The organism is Paraburkholderia sabiae (assembly GCF_030412785.1).
GTDB lineage: Bacteria > Pseudomonadota > Gammaproteobacteria > Burkholderiales > Burkholderiaceae > Paraburkholderia > Paraburkholderia sabiae.
This window is the reverse complement of sequence record NZ_CP125295.1, coordinates 1,306,424-1,325,253: the sequence shown is the minus strand read 5'-3', so window position 1 is coordinate 1,325,253 and position 18,830 is coordinate 1,306,424. Positions and strand designations below refer to the sequence as shown.

Below are 18,830 nucleotides of genomic sequence, written 5' to 3'. Positions count from 1 at the left end.
CGAATCAGGTCGTCGCTTCGGCGCGGACCGCGTTGGGACCATAGCTGCGCTCGACGTAATCGCTCACGATCTGCTGGAATTCCTGCGCGATGTTTTCGCCGCGCAGCGTCTTGACCTTCACGCCGTCGATGAACACGGGTGCGGCCGGGTTCTCGCCCGAACCCGGCAGGCTGATGCCGATGTTCGCGTGCTTCGATTCGCCCGGACCATTGACGATGCAGCCCATCACGGCGACGTGCATCTTCTCGACGCCAGGATACGTGTCGCGCCACATAGGCATCTGCGTGCGCAGATACGTCTGGATCTGCGACGCGAGTTCCTGGAACAGCGTGCTCGTCGTGCGACCGCAGCCAGGACACGCGATAACCATCGGCGTGAATGAACGCAGGCCCATCGTCTGCAGGATTTCCTGGCCGACGATCACTTCGCCCGTACGCGATGCGCCCGGCTCCGGCGTCAGCGAAATACGAATCGTGTCGCCGATGCCCTGCTGCAGCAGCACCGACAGCGCGGCCGTCGACGCAACGATGCCCTTCGAGCCCATGCCCGCTTCCGTCAGGCCCAGGTGCAGCGCGAAGTCGCAGCGCTTCGCGAGTTCCTGATACACGGCGATCAGGTCCTGCACACCGCTCACCTTGCACGACAGAATGATCTTGTCGCGGCCGAGACCGAGTTCGACAGCACGTTCCGCCGAGCCGATCGCCGACTGGATCAGCGCTTCGTACATCACGCTTTGCGCTTCCCACGGTTCGGCGCGCGCCGCGTTTTCGTCCATCATCTTCGCGAGCAGATCCTGATCGAGGCTGCCCCAGTTCACGCCGATCCGCACCGGCTTGTCGTACTTCGCCGCCGCTTCGATCATCTGCGCGAACTGCGTGTCGCGCTTCGCGCCCTGACCGACGTTGCCCGGGTTGATCCGGTACTTCGACAGCGATTCCGCGCAGCCCGGATAGTCGCGCAGCAGCAGATGGCCGTTGTAGTGAAAATCGCCGACGAGCGGCACTGTCACGCCCATGCGGTCGAGCTGCTCGCGAACGGCGGGTACGGCGGCAGCCGCTTCCGGCGTGTTCACCGTGATACGCACGAGTTCCGAACCGGCTTGTGCAAGTTCCTTGATCTGGATCGCGGTGCCGATTGCGTCGGCCGTATCGGTGTTGGTCATCGACTGCACGCGCACGGGCGCGTCGCCGCCGATCGTCACGAGTTGGCCGCCCCAACGCACGTCGACCGCATGCGAGCGGCGACGCGGCGCATGACCGCCGAACACCGGCACGGTCGAAACAATCTGACTGCTGGATTTCACTTGATCGGAGTGCATCGATAAACCCGCTTGCGTCGCCCGCTCATGGCCCGGAACACGTTGAGCCGTGTGACGAAAAACGACGCCTGAATTGAAAAAGCGCCGCGGCCTCAAAGCCGCGACGCACACGATTGATTAGGGTCAGGGCAGCGCGAAACGCGCCACATTGCCCTTCGCCGACGCATATTTGGCCGGGTCGACCGGCTGGCCGTCCAGCGTAATCGAGTCCAGACCCGCCTTGTTGCCGACCGTCACCTTGAGCGGCGGCTGGCCACTGACTTCCTTCGTTTCTCCGCCGTGCACGAGGCCCGAGAACACTTCCTTGCCGTCCTTCTGACGCACGCTGAACCAGCTGTCCTGCTTGACCGACAGCGAGACCGTCGACGAGCCTGCGGGCGCGACCGTCGGCTCGCCAGCGGAAGCCGCCGACGCAGCCGCCGCGACAGCGGGAGCCGCGCTCGCGACCTTCGGCGCGGCAGCGGCCGGCGCGGACGCCGATGCTGCATTCGATGCCGGCGTGACGCCGGCCATCGGAAGCGGCGTGGGCATCGGCGTTGCCGACGAAGCGCCTTCTTCGGCTGACTGCGTTTGCGTGTCGGCTTGGGGCTCGGACGCCGAACCTGTCACCTCGCCCGTCACGGATGCGCCGCTCGCCGGCTGCCCAGCAACCGACGACGCGCTTTCCGTGCTCGCCGAACCGCCCGCGATACCCTTCAGACGCGCGAGCCATGCATTGGAATCGCCATTGTTCGTGTGCCACATGGCAAGCGCGATCACCACGACCACAGCAAGTGCCACGACCCAGATCCACGAACGACGACGCGGCGCACTCGTACCCAGCGACAGCGACACCTTGCCGCGCGGCAAATCCGTTCCCGCCGACGCGGGCATGGTCAGCGCGGGTTCCGGCACGCCTTTTTCGCGACGCAGCGCCTGCGTCATCGGTGCCGGATCAGCGCCCACCATCTTCGCGTAGCTGCGCACCACGCCCAGCGCGAACGTCGTGTCCGGCAACTGGCTGAGATCGCCTGCTTCGAGCCCGCGCAGCTTGCCCGGCGAGACCTTCAGGCGCGCCGACACATCCTCGATCGACCAACCCTTCGATTCGCGCAACTGCGCGAGCCGCGCGCCGACGGCAGCCAGCGAGTCGAACCCGGTCGGCACGGCAGCCGGCGCGGCCGCCGACAGCGGTCGATCCGAATGTGTATCCATGTCGTGCGGTTGCGGGTGCTGCGGCTCACTCATCCCAAATCCTTTCGCGTCGATTCTTTTATCACTCATGCGAACGGGCGGCTTTTTGCCGTGCCCGGTTTCGCAGACCGTTTATAACAAAATGTGCGGCTGCACGTGCCGCTTCCGATCGATTTTGCAAACTTTCTTTTCACTTCACCCGACATGGCGCGCCCCGAGAAGCCGGCTTGCTGACTTGCCGCCTCTTTGCGCCTGTCGAGGGCCTTACACGGCACGGACTTCGATGACCTTGCCCTTGCCGGTTCGCTCGGCGAGGCGCGTACGGTCCTTGACGGCGCCGGCCAGTTGACCGCACGCCGCGTCGATGTCGTCGCCACGCGTCTTGCGCACGGTCGTGACGACGCCTGCGTCGATCAACACCTGCGCGAAACGCTTGATCTGTTCGTTCTTCGAACGCAATAAACCCGACTCCGGAAACGGATTGAACGGAATCAGGTTGAACTTGCACGGCACGTCACGGGTAACGGCGAGCAACTCGCGTGCATGCGCCTCGCTGTCGTTCACGCCGTCGAGCATGCAGTATTCGAATGTGATGAAGTCGCGCGGCGCGACTTTCAGATATCGCTGGCAAGCCGCCATCAGCTCGCGCAACGGATACTTCTTGTTGAGCGGCACCAGCTCGTCGCGCAGCGCGTCGTTCGGCGCGTGCAGCGAGACGGCGAGAGCCACGGGGAGATCGGCGCCGAGCCGGTCCATCATCGGCACCACGCCCGAAGTGGACAGCGTAACGCGACGGCGCGACAGCCCGTACGCGTTGTCGTCGAGCATCAGGCGCATGGCGGGCACGACCGCGTCGTAATTGAGTAGCGGCTCGCCCATGCCCATCATCACGACGTTCGTGACGACGCGCTCACCCTTGCCCTCACCGCCCGTCGCGCGGCCGCCGGCCGTGCCGAGCGATGCCCGCAGCGCAAACTCGGCCATGCGCAACTGGCCGATGATTTCGCCCGTGCTGAGATTGCGTGAGAAACCCTGCTTGCCCGTCGAACAGAACCGGCAATTGACGGCGCACCCCGCCTGCGACGACACGCACAGCGTGCCACGCGTTTCTTCGGGGATAAACACGGTTTCGACGGCATTGCCGTTGCCGACATCGACGAGCCACTTGCGTGTGCCGTCGGTAGAAATATGGTCGCTGACGATAGGCGGCATCGTGATCGATGCGCGGCCTTTCAGCTTTTCGCGCAAGGACTTCGCGAGATCGGTCATCCCGTCGAAGTCGGCAGCGTTGTACTGGTGAATCCAGCGCTGCAATTGTTTGGCGCGAAACGGCTTCTCGCCGAGGCTGTCGCAATACGCGACGAGGCCTGCGGCGTCGAGATCGAGAAGGTTGACGGTTGGACTGCTCGTCATATCGAATCCTGCCATTCAGTGCGAGACTGCGTTCATGCAACAAGCTGCATGAACGCGTAAACCGCTCGCGCCCGCTCCTGCTGCTATTGCTGCTGTCTGACGAAGCGCTTAGCGCGAGTAGACGTTGACCGCCGGGAAGAAGAAGGCGATTTCGACGGCTGCCGTTTCCGGAGCGTCCGAACCGTGGACTGCGTTCGCGTCGATGCTGTCCGCGAAGTCAGCGCGGATCGTGCCCTTGTCGGCCTTCTTCGGATCCGTTGCACCCATCAGGTCGCGGTTCTTCAGGATGGCGCCTTCGCCTTCCAGAACCTGAACCTGCACCGGACCCGAGATCATGAATTCAACCAGATCCTTGAAGAACGGGCGCGCAGCGTGCACAGCGTAGAACTTCTCTGCGTCGGCGCGCGACAGGTGAACCATGCGCGATGCCACGATCTTCAGGCCAGCGTTTTCGAAGCGGCTGTAGATCTGGCCGATCACGTTCTTGGCCACTGCGTCCGGCTTGATAATCGACAGGGTGCGTTCGATCGCCATAAAAACTCCAGAAAATTAAGAGGTTACAGATTTAAATGAATCCGCTATTGTAGCATGTTCCCGTGTATGATTGCGATTGAACCCTTACGATACTGTAAGGTCGAATCGAAAGTACCGCGATTCCGTCATACTTCTTTTTAAGACAGGGCTAAGAAAGGGGTAACACAATGAAATCGCACGGTGTTGTGCGCCGCATTGAAACTCCCCGATCCAGCGTTAATCTTAGGGTTGTGGGTTCGCGTGCCGGATGGCAACCGCCAGCCGGCGCCGTACGAAAACCGTTGCAAGCCACGTCGCAACACTGCGTCTGACGCAAGGAGAGACCATGAACGAATATCCCTATAACTTTGGCCGCGGCGGCTCCGTCACCACGGCCGAGACCCGCAACCGGGTGCTGCGCAACACTTACTGGCTGCTCGCGCTGTCGATGGTGCCGACCGTTCTCGGCGCGTGGGTGGGCGTCGCGACCGGCTTCTCGCTGTTCGCCGCCACCAGCCCGGCCATGAGCATGCTCGCGTTCTTCGCGATCGCGTTCGGCTTCATGTTCGCCATTCAAAAGACGAAAGACAGCGCGGCCGGCGTGTTCGTGCTGCTCGGCTTCACGTTCTTCATGGGCCTGATGCTGTCGCGGCTGCTGAGCTTCATCCTCGGCTTTTCGAACGGACCGTCGCTGATCATGCTCGCCTTCGGTGGCACTGGTGTGATCTTCGCGGCCATGGCGACGATCGCCACGGTCAGCAAGCGCGACTTCTCGGGCCTCGGCAAATGGCTGTTCATGGGCGTGATCGTGCTGCTGCTGGCGATGGTTGCGAATATTTTTCTGCAACTGCCTGCGCTGATGCTGACGGTGTCCGTGCTGGCTATCGTGATCTTCTCGGCGTACATGCTGTTCGACGTGCAGCGCGTCGTGAACGGCGGCGAGACGAACTACATCACGGCCACGCTCGCGATCTACCTCGATCTGTATAACGTGTTCGTGAACCTGCTGTCGATCCTCGGTATTTTCGGCGGCAACCGTAACTGATAGGCGCTGATCGCTACTCGCGACCTTGCGGCTAGCCAAAACAAAACGCCCGTGACGATTTCTCGTCACGGGCGTTTTTATTTTCTCAGCGCGCCGCGCGGCTCAAAGAGTCAGCCAGGCGAATCCTTCGCTTTGCGTCGCGACCACCACTTCCGTCGTCGCCGCGCCCAGGACGGCTGCCATCGCTGCCTGCGCCAGTTCCGGCAGATTGTTCTGCTGACTCAGGTGCGCCGCGACGAGATGCCGCAACTTCGAACGATCGAGCGACGCGAGGATCTCCGCCGCCGCGTCATTGTTCAGATGCCCATGATTTCCGCCGATCCGCGCCTTCAACGACGGCGGGTAGCGCGACGCAGCGAGCATCTGAACATCGTGATTGCATTCGAGGACAAGCGCATCGCAGCCGCTCAACACCGCGCCGATGTGCGGCGTCGACGTGCCGACGTCGGTCAGTACGCCCAGCCGGGACGCGCCATCGGAGAACACGTATTGCAGCGGCTCGCGCGCGTCGTGCGGCACGGTATACGGCAAAACGCTCAGATCGCCGATTTCGACCGCTTCGTCGCCCCACAACACGTGCAGTTCGACATCGGCCTCGTCGGCGCCGACGGCGCGCGCCGTGCCCCAGCTCATGTACAGCGGAATCGACAGTTTGCGCGCCAGCGTGAGCGCGCTGCCGATGTGATCGCTGTGTTCGTGGGTGATGAGAATGGCGTCGAGCTCGTCGACGCCCGTGCCCAGCCGCTCTAACCGACGGGCGACTTCCTTGCCCGAGAAGCCGCAGTCCAGCAGAACCCGCGTGGTCGTTGCACCGCTTTGGGCTTCGACCAGCAATGCATTGCCTTCACTGCCGCTTCCCAGACTGGCGAATCGCACGACCCGCCTTAGTTGAGTTGCGCGTGCAGCAGCGACACGATGCGCTGCGCGTCCGACGACGTATCCACCTGGCCGTTCGAATCGACGACGGCAACCTGCGTCAGCGCGTCGCCCTTCGAGCGAACGTTGACGAGGAATTCGTGGCCGTCCTTCTTCACACTCTTCTCGCTGTAGAACAGCTTGCCGAACAGGCCGTCGCGCTTGAGTTCCTGCATCGAGTCCGCGTAACGAACGTAGTAGATGCCCTTTTCGCGATCACGGTTGTCGACCGTGAAGTTCGTGCGATCGAGCGCGAGACCGACGCGCAGCCAGGCGCGATCGAACGATTCGGGCAGATCCAGCGTCGCGCCGCCTGCCGCCTTGTCCAGCTGGGCCGCTGCCGTCGCCGGACGCGCGTCCGTCAGCAGCTGCTTCGATTGCGCGTCGGTGAGGCCGAACTTCTGCATCAGCTTGGCCAGGAATTCGGCTTCGAGTGCCGGATCGCGCGGACGCTCGACCCAGCGCGACGATGTCTTGTCCTGCCCCGTCATCACCTCTTCCATGGCCGCGTGCGTGATCGAGATGTCCGTGCCGCCGTTCGCATCGCGCGAAACCAGCGTGCGGAAGCTGTCCCGCGTGCCCGACGAGTAGGCGAAATCGATCACCTTGCCGACTGTGCGGCGAAACCAGTCGTCCGGAATATTCGCGCGGTTTTCCGCCCAATCGGTGGCCATGATGCCCGTCGCCGGAGCGTCCGTCTTCAGCGAGAAGCCGTTCTCCGTCCAGAATTCCTGCAGCTGCGGCCACAGTTGTTCCGGCGAGCGGCCGTTCACGACCAGCCAGCGGCGGTCGCCGTCGCGGTCGACGTGCATGCCCATCGGATCCTGCGCGTTCGGCACGCCTTCCGTCAGGTTGCCGGCTGACGTCTTCGCGCGCTCCGGTGCGCCGCCAAGCGCGGTGCCGGCGGGCGGCGCCACATAGCGCTGGTCGATCTGCGCGGCCGTCAGATCGCTCGGCACCGCGAGCGGCGGCGCGCTCGCGGTTGCCTTGTAGTTCACGCGATCCGACGCGAGCATGTCGTTCAGCGACTCGCAGCCAGAAAGCGACACAACCGTGCCAGCCGCAAGCGTCAGCGCCGCCAGGCGCGTTGCGTGGAGGGAAAGTGCGGAACGTTTCATGGGGTCCTTCGTGAAGCTAGAACGCGCTGCCGGATTCGGTGCAGGACCGTGGGCGATATCGACGTCAGTTGAAAAAATGCCGGAGGGCGCCTGAAAATTCAGGCGCTCAGCCGAGCAGCCCTGCCTCGCGCAGCGCGGCGCGGACCACATCGTGGTAGCGCGCGTCGAGCGGCGTGAGAGGCAGACGGATACCGCCCTTGACGCGGCCCATTTGCTGCAACGCCCACTTCGCGGGAATCGGATTCGATTCGATGAAGAGGTTCTTGTGCAGCGAGAGAAGTTTCAGATGAATTTCGCGCGCCGTCTTCGCGTCGGCTGCGATTGCCGCCTTGCACAGCTCGCTCATCAGACGCGGTGCGACGTTCGCCGTCACCGAAATGTTGCCGTGGCCGCCCAGCAGCATCAGCGCAATCGCGGTCGGATCGTCGCCGCTGTAAATGCCGAAGTGCGACGGCGCCGATTTGATCAGATGCGCGGCGCGGTCGATGTTGCCCGTCGCTTCCTTCACGCCGATGATGCCCGGCACGTTCGCGAGGCGCAGGATCGTCTCGTTCGACATGTCCGCGACCGTGCGGCCCGGCACGTTGTACAGGATCACGGGAAGATCGACCGTTTCGGCGATCTTCGCGAAATGGCGGTAGATGCCTTCCTGCGTCGGCTTGTTGTAGTACGGCACGACCTGCAGCGTGGCATCGGCACCCACTTTCTTCGCCTGCTCGGTCAGCTCGATCGCTTCCGTGGTCGAGTTGGCGCCCGCGCCCGCGATCACGGGGATGCGACCCGCCGCGTGCTCGACAGCCGTCCTGACCATCAGCACGTGCTCTTCGACCGACAGCGTCGCCGATTCACCGCTCGTGCCGACGACCACCAGCCCGTTCGTGCCCTCTTCGATGTGCCAGTCGACCAGTTTGCGGAACGCCGGCAGGTCGAGACTGCCGTCTTCGAGCATCGGGGTGATGATGGCGGGAATGCTGCCGCGAATCGCGACGCCGTCTTGCTGAGTGCCGTTAGCCATGAAACGTCATGAATTTGTTCGATAAACTTCGATTGTAGCGGATTAACCGGCCAAATCGTAACGCGGGGGAACCCCCTTATCTTTCGTTTTGACCGAGCCGTCCGCTTCGCGAATCGCGCAGATGCGCTGCACGTAGGCGGGGCGCGGTTCCGCGAGGAAACCGTCCTGAAATGCAACGACACGTAACTGCCCGCGCACCGCGTCGAGCAACTCGCCCGGCGCGAGCAGAAAAGCGGGGTTGGATGGCTTGCCGACCGTTTCGTTGCCCTGTGCGAAGGTTTCGTAGATCAGCACGCCATCCGGCGCGAGCGCGGCCAGCAATTGGGGAAAGAGCGGCCGGTGCAGATAGTTCGTGACGACGACGGCCGCAAATTGCGCACTCGCCGGAAGCGGCCACGGGCCGTTTTCGATATCGGCGGCCAGGGTTTCGATGCCCGGCATGCCGTTCATCGATGCAAGCGCAGCCGCATCGCGGTCGATCGCCGTAACGGGATGGCCGCGCGACGCGAAGAACCGCGTGTGCCGCCCTGCTCCCGACGCCACATCCAGCACGGCGCCGCCCGCTCCGACCAGATGCGCCCAGCGCTTTACCCAGCGCGACGGCTCGCCGATCACCGCGTGACTCGCGGCCGGCGCGCCCGGGTTCAGGCTGTCCGCCATCAGGTGTACGAGAGGCCCATCGCCTCACGCACGTCGCGCATCGTCTCCGTCGCGAAACGGCGCGCCTTGTCGCAGCCATCCGCGACGATCGCGCGCAGCAGCGACGGGTCGTCCATATACTTCTGCGCGCGCTCGAGCATCGGCTGCTGCTCGCGCAGAATGCCTTCGATCACCGGTTGCTTGCACTCCAGACAGCCGATACCCGCCGAACGGCAGCCCTTCTGCACCCACTCGTGCGTCTCGCTGTCGGTGTAGACCTGATGCAGCTGCCACACCGGGCACTTGTCTGGATCGCCCGGATCGGTGCGGCGCACGCGCGCCGGGTCGGTCGGCATCGTGCGGACTTTCTTCGTGATCGTTTCCGCGTCTTCACGCAGGCCGATCGTGTTGCCGTACGACTTCGACATCTTCTGGCCGTCGAGTCCGGGCATCCGCGACGCTTCCGTCAGCAGCACTTGCGGCTCCGGCAGGATGATCTTGCGCGAGCCTTCGAGGTAGCCGAACAGGCGCTCGCGATCGCTCATCGACAGGCTCTGCGACTCCGACAGCATCGCGCGCGCCTTTTCGAGCGCTTCTTCGTTGCCTTCCTGCTGATACCCATTCCGCAGCTCGTGATACAGCTTCGAGCGCTTGCCGCCGAGCTTCTTCGCGGCTTCGTTCGCTTTCTCTTCGAAGCCCGGCTCGCGGCCGTACATGTAGTTGAAGCGGCGTGCCATTTCGCGCGCCATTTCGACGTGCGGCACCTGATCTTCACCGACGGGAACGAGCGACGCGCGATACAGCAGAATGTCGGCCGCCATCAGCACGGGATAACCGAGGAAACCGTACGTGCCGAGATCCTTGTCGCGCAGCTTTTCGATCTGCTCCTTGTACGTCGGCACGCGTTCGAGCCAGCTGAGCGGCGTGCTCATGCCGAGCAGCAGCGCCAGTTCGGCGTGCTCGGGCACGCGGCTCTGGATGAACAGCGTCGCCTGCGCGGGATCGATGCCCGAAGCGAGCCAGTCGATCAGCACGTCCCAGACATTCTTCTCGATCACGTCCGGCGTTTCGTAGTGCGTCGTCAGCGCGTGCCAGTCGACCACACAGAAAAAGCACGGATACTCGGACTGCAGGCGCACCCAGTTTTTCAGCACGCCGTGATAGTGGCCGAGGTGCAGCGAGCCGGTAGGCCGCATGCCGGAGAAGATACGGTCGGGGTACATGGTTTTGATTTATAGAAGCGAAACGAGGGGAGTCAGGATAGCCGTCACTGCCGCGTAGCCGATATTCACGAGCGGGCTCAGCCAGAAGCGCGTCAGCGTGCCCGTCATCACGAGCGCCATCACGATGAAAAAGCCAAACGGTTCGAGGCGCGCGAGCGCCATTGCGGGGCGCACGGGCAGCAGCGCCGTCAACACGCGGCCGCCGTCGAGCGGCGGCAGCGGAAACAGGTTCAGCACGCCGAGCACCAGATTCACGAACACGCCCGCGCGCGCCATGCGCGTGAAAAACGGTTCGTCGATGGCGAGCGCGGCGAGCGCGACGCCGAACACGCCCCAGAGCAGCGCCTGAACGAAGTTGCACAGCGGCCCGGCGAGCGCGACCCACAGCGAGCCCCAGCGCGGATTGCGCAGATTGCCGAAGGCGACGGGCACCGGCTTCGCGTAGCCGAACATGAACGCGCCGCTGGTGGCGAAGTACAGCACCAGCGGAATCACGATCGTGCCGATCGGGTCGATGTGCCGCATCGGATTGAACGACACGCGGCCGAGCACGTACGCGGTGTTGTCGCCGAGCATGCGCGCGACGTAGCCGTGAGCCGCTTCGTGCAGCGTGATCGCGAAAATCACGGGCAGCGCGTAGACAACGATGGTCTGTATCAGGGAGGAATCCATATCGCTCTATTGTAACAACGGCGCCTTGCGACTCTGTCGGCTTTCGTTCATGTCACCACTAGGCCGTCTCTTCGAGACCGAACGGCGCGAGCGAGCCGCGCCCCGGCCTCACCAGCACGGGCTCTTCGCCCGTCAGGTCGATCACCGTCGACGGCTCGCACGGACATGCACCGCCGTCGATCACCAGATCGAGCTGCTTTTCCAGCTTTTCGCGGATTTCCTCCGGATCGTTCAGCGGCTGCGTCTCGCCCGGCAGGATCAGCGTCGAGCCGAGCAGCGGCTGCCCGAGTTCTTCGAGAATGGCGAGTGTGATTGCGTGGTCGGGCACGCGCAGGCCGATCGTCTTGCGCGACGGATGCGACAGGCGACGCGGCACTTCCTTGGTCGCCTGCAGCACGAAGACGTACGGCCCCGGCGTCACGGATTTGATCAGACGGTACTGGCGATTGTCGACGAGCGCGAAATTCGCCAGCTCGGACAGATCGCGCACGAGCAGCGACAGCAATTGCCGCTCGTCGATACCGCGAATGCGCCGCACGCGATCGACGGCATTCTTGTCGTCCAGCTGGCACGCGAGCGCGTAGCTCGAATCGGTCGGCAGCGCGACCACGCCGCCGCTCTCGATGATCTGCACGGCTTGCTTGATGAGGCGCGGCTGCGGATTGTCGGGATGAAGCCGGAAGTATTGGGACATGATGTCGGTCAGGATGTCGGTGAACAGCGACGGCTCATGCAGCGCGCGTGCCCGTGCAGCGTGCGAAACCAGAGCTTACAGCCAACGTTCCCAGACTGGCTTCAGATCGGACGGCAACGGCGGCAGACTGCCGAGTTCGACGCGGCCCTCGCCCGCCGCATGAAAGTCGGACCCGCGCGAGGCTTCGAAGCCGAAACGCCGCGCGACGTCCGCGTATTCGCGGTACTGATCGGGCGTGTGGCTGCCCGTCACGACTTCGATCGCCTTGCCGCCGAGATCGATGAACTCGCCGAACAGCGCGTCGAACTCGGTCGGCGTGTACCCGTAGCGGCCCGGATGCGCGATGACGGCTTCGCCGCCCGCAACCTGGATCCATTTGACGGCGTCCGCGAGCTTCGACCAGCGATGCGTAATGCAACACGGCTTGCCGTCGCCGAGAAAGCGGCTGAACACGTCCTGCGTGTTTTCCGCATAGCCGCTTTCGACCATGAAGCGAGCGAAGTGCGTACGCGAAATCATGTCGGGATTCGACACGAACTTCAGTGCGCCTTCGTACGCGTCGGGAATGCCATGCTCGGCCAGCTTCTCGCCGATGGCTTCCGCCCGGGCGGCCCGGCCGTCGCGCGTGCGTTCGAGCCCTTCGACGAGTTCCTTGCAGGCAGGATCGACGTGCAAACCGACGATGTGAATCGTGCGCGACGCCCATGTCACCGAAATTTCGACACCGCTCAGATATCGCATGCCGAGCGCTTCGGCTGCCTCGCGCGCTTCGACCTGTCCGCCGATTTCGTCGTGATCGGTGAGCGCCCACAGCGTCACGCCGCCGGCGTGCGCGCGGCGCGCGACTTCGGCTGGCGCGAACGCGCCGTCGGACACGGTGGAATGGCAATGCAGGTCGGCGTTCATCATTTTCTTGATAGCGGAATCACCTCATTTTACTGCAACGCAGTAAGCAGACGCAGAGGATTCGCCGACCCGCCATTCGCGCCGGATGCTATGCGCAAAACGCTTCGATGAGCGCCGCGACCTGCTCCGGCTGATCGTGATGAACCATGTGACCGGCATCGTCGATGAACTCTTCGCGCCAATCGGGAAACGCCTGAAAGCGCGCCTTGAATTCGTCGAGCGGAATGTTGCCTGCTATCGCCGCGAGCGTCGGCGACGCGGTGGCTTCGACGTGCAGCACTTGCGCGCGCACGTTGGCCCAGACGGCCATCACTTCGTCGAGCCGATACAGCAGCGGCCCGCGAATCTTGTGCGCCGGATCGGCAAGCAGCACGTGACCGCCCGCGCCATCCGGCTTCGACCAGTGCTGGGCGAGAAAACGCGCACGCTGCGGATTCAACCGGGCGTTGGTCTTGATCAGACGCGCGGCGACGTCATCGAGCGTCGCGTACGGACGCAGCGTCGGCGGCTCGCGCAATTCGTCGAGCCACGCCGCGATACGGCGCGGCAGGTGCGCCGCTTTCGACGGCGCGAGCCCGAATCCTTCCAGATCGACCACGCGCCGAACGCGCTCGGGCCGCACGCCCGCGTACAGGCACACGATGTTCGCGCCCATGCTGTGGCCGACGAGATTCACTTCGCCCGTCGGCGCGTAGTGATCGAGCAGCGCTTCGAGGTCGGCCAGATATTCCTGGAACCAGTAGTGACCGCCGCCGTGCTGCGCGACGGGCCAGTCGGACAGTCCGAAGCCACGCGCGTCGGGCGCGATCACCTGCCAGTCGCCCACGAGCGCGTCGACGACGAACTGAAACGACGCCGCGACGTCCATCCAGCCGTGCAGCATGAAGAGCATCGGCGCATCGGGATTGCCCCAGCGGCGCACATGCAGCCGCACGCCGCGCACGGTCACGAATTCGGATGCGGAAGGTTTGAGAGTACGGTCCATGGCGCGACTGGAAGAAAAGAATGGTCGTTCGATTATATCGGGATAGTCGCGCCGTCGCTGAAAGCAATCGCGAAGCGTGCGTCAGTCGTCCGTGCGCTGCTGCGCTTCGAGACCCGCCAACGCGGCCAGTTCCTCTTCTTCGAAACCGGCGTCACGGCGCGCTTCGAAGTTGAACGGCCCGCGCAATTTCGGCGCGCGATACTCGTCGGAAAGGCGCAGATACGTTTGATGCGCGTCGGCGCCCAGCTTGTCGCACAGATAGCGAAACCAGCGGTTGCCGATCAGCACGTGCCCGATTTCGTCGCGCAGAATCACGTCGAGAATCGCCGCCGACGCGTGATCGCCTGCCTGCTGCAGCCGGGCGCGAATGGGCGGCGACGCATCGAGTCCCCGCGCCTCGAGCGTGCGCGGCACGAGCGCCATGCGCGCGAGCACGTCGCCGCGCGTGCGCTCGCACATGTCCCACAGGCCGTCGTGCGCCGGGAAATCGCCGTATGCGTGGCCGAACTCCGCGAGCCGTGCGGTCAGCAGGGAGAAATGATGCGCTTCCTCGGATGCCACCTTCAGCCAGTCGACGTAATAGGCTTCGGGCATATCGTTGAAACGCCATACAGCGTCGAGCGCGAGATTGATCGCGTTGAACTCGATGTGCGCGAGCGCATGCAACAGCACCGCGCGTCCTTCCGGCGACTGCATGCTGCGCCGCCCGAGCTTGCGCGGCTCGACCAGTTCGGGACGCTCGGGACGGCCCGGCAGATCCGGCGGCTCGTCCAGCTTGCGCTGCGGCGACACGACGGCCTCGCCTTCCTGCACGCGCGCATAAAGCGCCTGCGCCGCTGCGGCCTTCGTCACGGGAACGCGTTCCGCGAGGACTGCGAGCGCTTCCGAACGGACGCAAATTGTGGGAAGAGGACGGATAGAGTCGGCGGCGGGCATTGCGAAAGCAGAAATCGGCGGAAAAAGTGGGCAAAAACGCGGGATTCTGGCACTGCGCGCTCCAGATACGCGCTTCACACGGGCTTATGGCACAACCGTTTACAATACGCGATTCGACCATGCCGCGTGAAATGCCGCCATTTCACGCAATCCGCTGCGCCGACCGCTCGACGGCGGCACGGCGCCCGAGACCCGAGGAGACACTGTGGCAATCTACAAGCTTGGCGACGCAGCCCCGACCATCCATGAAAGCGTGTTCGTCGCGGACACGGCGACGATCATCGGCAACGTGACGCTAGAAGAAAACGCCAGTGTCTGGTTCGGCGCGTCGATTCGCGGCGACAACGAGCCGATCACGGTCGGCAAGGGCACTAACATACAGGAGAGCGCCGTCCTGCACGCCGATCCCGGCTTCCCGCTGACGCTCGAAGCAGGCGTGACGGTCGGCCACCAGGCGATGCTGCACGGTTGCACGGTCAAGGAAGGCGCATTGATCGGCATTCAGGCGGTGGTCTTGAATGGAGCGGTAATCGGCCGCAATTGTCTGGTTGGCGCAGGCGCCGTCGTCACCGAAGGCAAGGTTTTTCCTGACAACTCTCTGATTCTCGGTTCGCCTGCTAAGGTCGTCCGGGAACTGACTGAAGCAGATATCAAAGGCCTGAAGCGCGCCGCGGACATCTACGTGGAGCGCAGGGATTATTTCAAGGCGCAGCTCGTGCGCATCGGCTAGTTGCCGACCGCACGGCGCGCCACGCGTGGCTTTCCCACCGCGCGGTTAGACCGAGGAAAAGTTGTGAGTGACCAGTTGCAAAAATTCATGTTCAGCGCGGCGCCCGTTCGGGGCGAGATCGTTTCGTTGCGCAATACATGGCAGGAAGTGCTGACGCGCCGGAGCTATCCCGCGCCCGTGCGGAACGTGCTTGGCGAAATGATGGCCGCGTGCGCGCTGCTGTCGGCGAACCTGAAGTTCGACGGCACGCTGATCATGCAGATCTTCGGCGACGGCCCGGTGAAGATGCTGGTCGTCCAGTGCAACTCCGATCTGTCGATGCGCGCCACTGCCAAGTTTTCGGGCGACGCCGCGAACACGATCCCCGAAGAGCTTTCGCTGGCCGATCTGCTCAACGCCGGCGGCCACGGCCGCTGCGTGATCACGCTCGACCCGAAAAACAAGGTGCCGGGCCAGCAGCCGTATCAGGGCATCGTGCCGCTGTCGGGCGTTGACGGGCCGCTCAAGTCGATGTCGGAAGTGCTCGAGCACTATATGCAGCACTCGGAGCAGCTCGATACGCGTCTGTGGCTCGCGGCTAACGAGGAGCGCGCCGTCGGCATGCTGCTGCAGAAGCTGCCCGGCGACGGCGGCATCGTTCCGCATCCGGGCGAAATCGATGCCGATACGTGGGATCGCCTGTGCACGCTGGGCAGCACGCTGTCGCAGGACGAAATGCTGGCGGAAGAGCCGAATACGCTGTTCCGCCGACTCTTCTGGCAGGAAAACGTCCAGCACTTCGAGCCCACGCGTACGCGCTTCGAGTGCACGTGCTCGCGTGCGCGCGTCGGCAACATGCTGAAGATGCTGGGCCGCGAGGAAGTGGACAGCGTGATCGAAGAGCGCGGCCACGTCGAAATCCATTGCGAGTACTGCAACCAGCGCTACGAATTCGATCCCGTCGACGTCGCGCAACTTTTCGTTGCGAGCGGGCTCTCACAGGGTGTGGCCCCCGCTGCCGATCAGCGGCACTGAAGCTGGACTGACCGTGTCGCCCGTCTCGCTTCGGCGAGATGACGACGCGGTATCATCGGTCAGGGCCGGCGCACTGTTTGCATGCCGTCCATTTGCTTAGGTATCCGACCGATGGAGGTCGACATGTTTGCCCCTTCCCTGCTGCCGTCCGCACATCGAATCGCCGCGCTCTCGCTCATCGCGGGTGCTGCCGCGCTATCCGGCTGCATGATGGATCCGCCCGGTCCGTCGCCAATTTACAGCCGTCTGCCCGCGGACCAGTCAGGCATCGCCGCGACCGCACAGCCGCTGACGCCCGACGAGCGCGCCCGCTACGACGAAATCGACAAGCAGGTCATGGCCGAACAGAACCAGGCAATGGCCGCCGATGCCGCCGCTCAGGCGTGGTCGCGCTACGCTGCGCCGCCCGTGTCCGTCTACGGCAGCTATTCGAGCGGCGGATGGGGACATGGCTGGGGCACGGGCATCGGTTACGGGTACTCGCCGGGTTGGGGTTGGGGCTGGTGAGGCACGCTTTAGCGCGAGTCGCGGCCTGAACACACACCGGGCATGTCGCGCAAAAACAAAAAGGCGCGGTTCGAATGAACCGCGCCTTTTTTCATGACCTTGATGCGCCAGCTTCGCTTCCAACCAGCGAAGCGCTCAACCCGGCTTCTTCTCCTTCGCATCCTTTTTCGCGTGCTTGCGATCCGGCTTCGCTCGCGACTCCGGATTCGGCACCACACGCAGCGGCGCCCCCGTGATCTGACCGCGCGTCGACGTATTCGACTGCGGCGCGTTCGCCGCCGGCGACGGCGAATTCGGCGACACGAACTGCACGAACACCTCGCTGTCCTTGACCATGCCCATTTCGTAGCGGGCACGTTCTTCGACGGCGGCCGTGCCGTTCTGCAGGTCCTGCACCTCGCCCTGGATACGCTCGTTGCGCTCTTTCGCGTCCGCGTTCTTTTTCAGCTGCTGCGCGACTTCCTGTTGCAGCTCGTGAACACGCAACCAGCCGCCATGACCCCACCATAGCGGGTATTGGATCAGCACCAGCAGGACGAGCAGAACAACGGTGACGAGCCGCATGAAGTGAATTGCAGGGTTGAATATGCGTCGCCCTGCGCTTTACGCAGGGCGACAAGGTGAATCAGTAGCGAAGCATAACCGGTTTAACGCTTATTGAGACGAAATGTTGACAGCAAGCGTCACTCTTGCGCCTCATTCGTCTCAAAAACATGAACCGGTGTCGTTCAGCGCAGGTTGTAGAACGCCGACTTGCCCGGGTAGCTGGCGATATCGCCGAGATCTTCTTCGATACGCAGCAGCTGGTTGTACTTCGAGATACGGTCGCTGCGCGACAGCGAACCCGTCTTGATCTGACCGGCGTTCAGGCCAACCGCGATGTCCGCGATCGTCGAATCTTCCGTTTCGCCCGAGCGGTGCGAGATCACAGCCGTGTAGCCCGCGCGCTTCGCCATTTCGATCGCCGCGAAGGTTTCCGTCAGCGTGCCGATCTGGTTGATCTTGATCAGGATCGAATTCGCAATGCCTTTCTCGATGCCTTCCTTCAGGATGCGCGTGTTCGTCACGAACAGGTCGTCGCCGACCAGCTGGATCTTCTTGCCGAGCTTGTCGGTCAGGATCTTCCAGCCTTCCCAGTCGCTTTCGTGCATGCCGTCTTCGATCGACACGATCGGGAACTTGTCGGCCAGCGTGGCCAGATAGTCCGCGAATTCGGCCGACGACAGTTGCAGGCCTTCGCCCGCCAGTTGGTACTTGCCGTCGTGATAGAACTCGCTGGCTGCGCAGTCGAGCGCGAGCAGCACGTCTTCACCGGCACGGTAGCCTGCCTTTTCGATGGCTTGCAGGATGGTCGACAGGCACTCGTCGTTGCTGCCGAAGTTCGGCGCGAAGCCGCCTTCGTCGCCGACTGCCGTGCTCATGCCGCGGTCCGACAGGATCTTCTTCAGCGCGTGGAACACTTCGGCGCCGCAGCGCAGTGCTTCGCGGAAGGTCGGCTGGCTGACCGGGACGATCATGAATTCCTGGATGTCCAGGCTGTTGTTCGCGTGCGCGCCGCCGTTGACGATGTTCATCATCGGGACGGGCAGCTGCATCGCGCCCGAGCCGCCGAAGTAGCGGTACAGCGGCAGGCCGGCTTCTTCAGCAGCAGCCTTCGCGACGGCCATCGACACGGCCAGCATCGCGTTCGCGCCGAGGCGCGACTTGTTGTCGGTGCCGTCGAGTTCGAGCAGCGTCTTGTCGAGGAAAGCCTGCTCGGAAGCGTCGAGGCCCATGATCGCTTCGGAGATTTCGGTGTTGATGTGCTCGACTGCCTTCAGCACGCCCTTGCCGCTGTAGCGGCCGGCTTCGCCGTCGCGCAGTTCGATCGCTTCGCGCGAACCCGTCGATGCACCCGACGGCACAGCCGCGCGGCCCATCGTGCCCGATTCGAGCAGCACGTCGCATTCGACGGTGGGATTGCCTCGCGAATCGAGAATCTCGCGACCGATGATATCTACGATAGCACTCATGG

20 protein-coding genes are annotated in these 18,830 nt (G+C 63.7%); 4 read left to right on the top strand and 16 right to left on the bottom strand.

Annotated elements, in window-relative coordinates:
• Window positions 1-4: 4 nt before the first annotated feature.
• The 4 genes from ispG to ndk form a co-directional block, all read right to left on the bottom strand.
• The gene (ispG, locus tag QEN71_RS05975) at window positions 5-1,318 is read right to left on the bottom strand and encodes a flavodoxin-dependent (E)-4-hydroxy-3-methylbut-2-enyl-diphosphate synthase (RefSeq protein ID WP_201650137.1); all 1,314 of its coding nucleotides are present in this window, start codon (window positions 1,316-1,318) and stop codon (window positions 5-7) included.
• A 123-nt stretch (window positions 1,319-1,441) separates the two neighbouring features.
• Window positions 1,442-2,545: a helix-turn-helix domain-containing protein gene (locus QEN71_RS05970; protein ID WP_201650136.1), complete on the bottom strand. Its 1,104-nt coding sequence runs from the start codon at window positions 2,543-2,545 to the stop codon at window positions 1,442-1,444.
• A gap of 210 nt (window positions 2,546-2,755) precedes the next feature.
• Window positions 2,756-3,904, bottom strand: coding sequence for a 23S rRNA (adenine(2503)-C(2))-methyltransferase RlmN (gene rlmN / locus QEN71_RS05965; RefSeq protein ID WP_201650135.1), 1,149 nt, complete (start codon window positions 3,902-3,904; stop codon window positions 2,756-2,758).
• Between the two features lie 108 nt (window positions 3,905-4,012).
• A complete protein-coding gene (gene ndk, locus QEN71_RS05960) occupies window positions 4,013-4,438 on the bottom strand; it encodes a nucleoside-diphosphate kinase (RefSeq protein ID WP_201650134.1) in 426 nt (141 codons plus the stop codon).
• 325 nt (window positions 4,439-4,763) lie between these two features.
• On the opposite strand from ndk, the gene QEN71_RS05955 reads away from it, so the two are divergent.
• Window positions 4,764-5,462, top strand: a complete 699-nt coding sequence (locus tag QEN71_RS05955) for a Bax inhibitor-1/YccA family protein (protein ID WP_028368580.1) — start codon at window positions 4,764-4,766, stop codon at window positions 5,460-5,462.
• Window positions 5,463-5,564: 102 nt separating this feature from the next.
• Here QEN71_RS05955 and QEN71_RS05950 read toward each other — a convergent pair whose 3' ends face one another.
• The 10 genes from QEN71_RS05950 to QEN71_RS05905 all read right to left on the bottom strand — a co-directional run bounded on the left by QEN71_RS05950 (window position 5,565) and on the right by QEN71_RS05905 (window position 14,565).
• Window positions 5,565-6,338, bottom strand: coding sequence for an MBL fold metallo-hydrolase (locus tag QEN71_RS05950; RefSeq protein ID WP_201650133.1), 774 nt, complete (start codon window positions 6,336-6,338; stop codon window positions 5,565-5,567).
• Between the two features lie 8 nt (window positions 6,339-6,346).
• Window positions 6,347-7,495 carry an outer membrane protein assembly factor BamC gene (gene bamC, locus QEN71_RS05945; protein WP_201650132.1) on the bottom strand — a complete coding sequence of 383 codons (1,149 nt, stop codon included), beginning with the start codon at window positions 7,493-7,495 and terminating at the stop codon, window positions 6,347-6,349.
• A gap of 106 nt (window positions 7,496-7,601) precedes the next feature.
• Window positions 7,602-8,510 (bottom strand): 4-hydroxy-tetrahydrodipicolinate synthase, encoded by a 909-nt coding sequence (dapA, locus tag QEN71_RS05940; protein WP_201650131.1) that lies wholly within the window; start codon window positions 8,508-8,510, stop codon window positions 7,602-7,604.
• 42 nt (window positions 8,511-8,552) lie between these two features.
• Window positions 8,553-9,170 carry a class I SAM-dependent methyltransferase gene (locus tag QEN71_RS05935; RefSeq protein WP_201650130.1) on the bottom strand — a complete coding sequence of 206 codons (618 nt, stop codon included), beginning with the start codon at window positions 9,168-9,170 and terminating at the stop codon, window positions 8,553-8,555.
• On the bottom strand, window positions 9,170-10,372 hold the full coding sequence (locus QEN71_RS05930) for a tryptophan--tRNA ligase (protein ID WP_201650129.1): 1,203 nt from the start codon (window positions 10,370-10,372) through the stop codon (window positions 9,170-9,172). The genes QEN71_RS05935 and QEN71_RS05930 overlap by 1 nt, the downstream gene beginning before the upstream one ends.
• Window positions 10,373-10,381: 9 nt before the next feature.
• Window positions 10,382-11,044 (bottom strand): site-2 protease family protein, encoded by a 663-nt coding sequence (locus tag QEN71_RS05925; RefSeq protein ID WP_201650128.1) that lies wholly within the window; start codon window positions 11,042-11,044, stop codon window positions 10,382-10,384.
• A gap of 58 nt (window positions 11,045-11,102) precedes the next feature.
• The gene (locus QEN71_RS05920; RefSeq protein WP_201650127.1) at window positions 11,103-11,738 is read right to left on the bottom strand and encodes an L-threonylcarbamoyladenylate synthase; all 636 of its coding nucleotides are present in this window, start codon (window positions 11,736-11,738) and stop codon (window positions 11,103-11,105) included.
• Window positions 11,739-11,813: 75 nt separating this feature from the next.
• Window positions 11,814-12,644, bottom strand: coding sequence for a 3',5'-nucleoside bisphosphate phosphatase (locus QEN71_RS05915; RefSeq protein WP_201650260.1), 831 nt, complete (start codon window positions 12,642-12,644; stop codon window positions 11,814-11,816).
• A gap of 88 nt (window positions 12,645-12,732) precedes the next feature.
• Window positions 12,733-13,629, bottom strand: a complete 897-nt coding sequence (locus tag QEN71_RS05910; protein WP_201650126.1) for an alpha/beta fold hydrolase — start codon at window positions 13,627-13,629, stop codon at window positions 12,733-12,735.
• An 81-nt stretch (window positions 13,630-13,710) separates the two neighbouring features.
• On the bottom strand, window positions 13,711-14,565 hold the full coding sequence (locus QEN71_RS05905; protein WP_201650125.1) for a ferritin-like domain-containing protein: 855 nt from the start codon (window positions 14,563-14,565) through the stop codon (window positions 13,711-13,713).
• Between the two features lie 205 nt (window positions 14,566-14,770).
• Here QEN71_RS05905 and QEN71_RS05900 point away from each other — a divergent pair, with 205 nt between their 5' ends.
• The 3 genes from QEN71_RS05900 (at window position 14,771) to QEN71_RS05890 (ending at window position 16,816) form a co-directional block, all read left to right on the top strand.
• Window positions 14,771-15,295 (top strand): gamma carbonic anhydrase family protein, encoded by a 525-nt coding sequence (locus QEN71_RS05900; protein WP_201650124.1) that lies wholly within the window; start codon window positions 14,771-14,773, stop codon window positions 15,293-15,295.
• A gap of 63 nt (window positions 15,296-15,358) precedes the next feature.
• Complete coding sequence (hslO, locus tag QEN71_RS05895) at window positions 15,359-16,309, top strand: Hsp33 family molecular chaperone HslO (RefSeq protein ID WP_201650123.1); 951 nt, start codon at window positions 15,359-15,361, stop codon at window positions 16,307-16,309.
• A 123-nt stretch (window positions 16,310-16,432) separates the two neighbouring features.
• Complete coding sequence (locus QEN71_RS05890; RefSeq protein ID WP_201650122.1) at window positions 16,433-16,816, top strand: hypothetical protein; 384 nt, start codon at window positions 16,433-16,435, stop codon at window positions 16,814-16,816.
• A 135-nt stretch (window positions 16,817-16,951) separates the two neighbouring features.
• Here the strand turns inward: QEN71_RS05890 and ftsB are convergent, their stop codons facing one another.
• Both ftsB and eno read right to left on the bottom strand, forming a co-directional pair.
• Window positions 16,952-17,380 (bottom strand): cell division protein FtsB, encoded by a 429-nt coding sequence (gene ftsB / locus QEN71_RS05885; RefSeq protein WP_201650121.1) that lies wholly within the window; start codon window positions 17,378-17,380, stop codon window positions 16,952-16,954.
• Window positions 17,381-17,544: 164 nt separating this feature from the next.
• A complete protein-coding gene (eno, locus tag QEN71_RS05880; RefSeq protein WP_147233549.1) occupies window positions 17,545-18,828 on the bottom strand; it encodes a phosphopyruvate hydratase in 1,284 nt (427 codons plus the stop codon).
• Window positions 18,829-18,830: the final 2 nt, after the last annotated feature.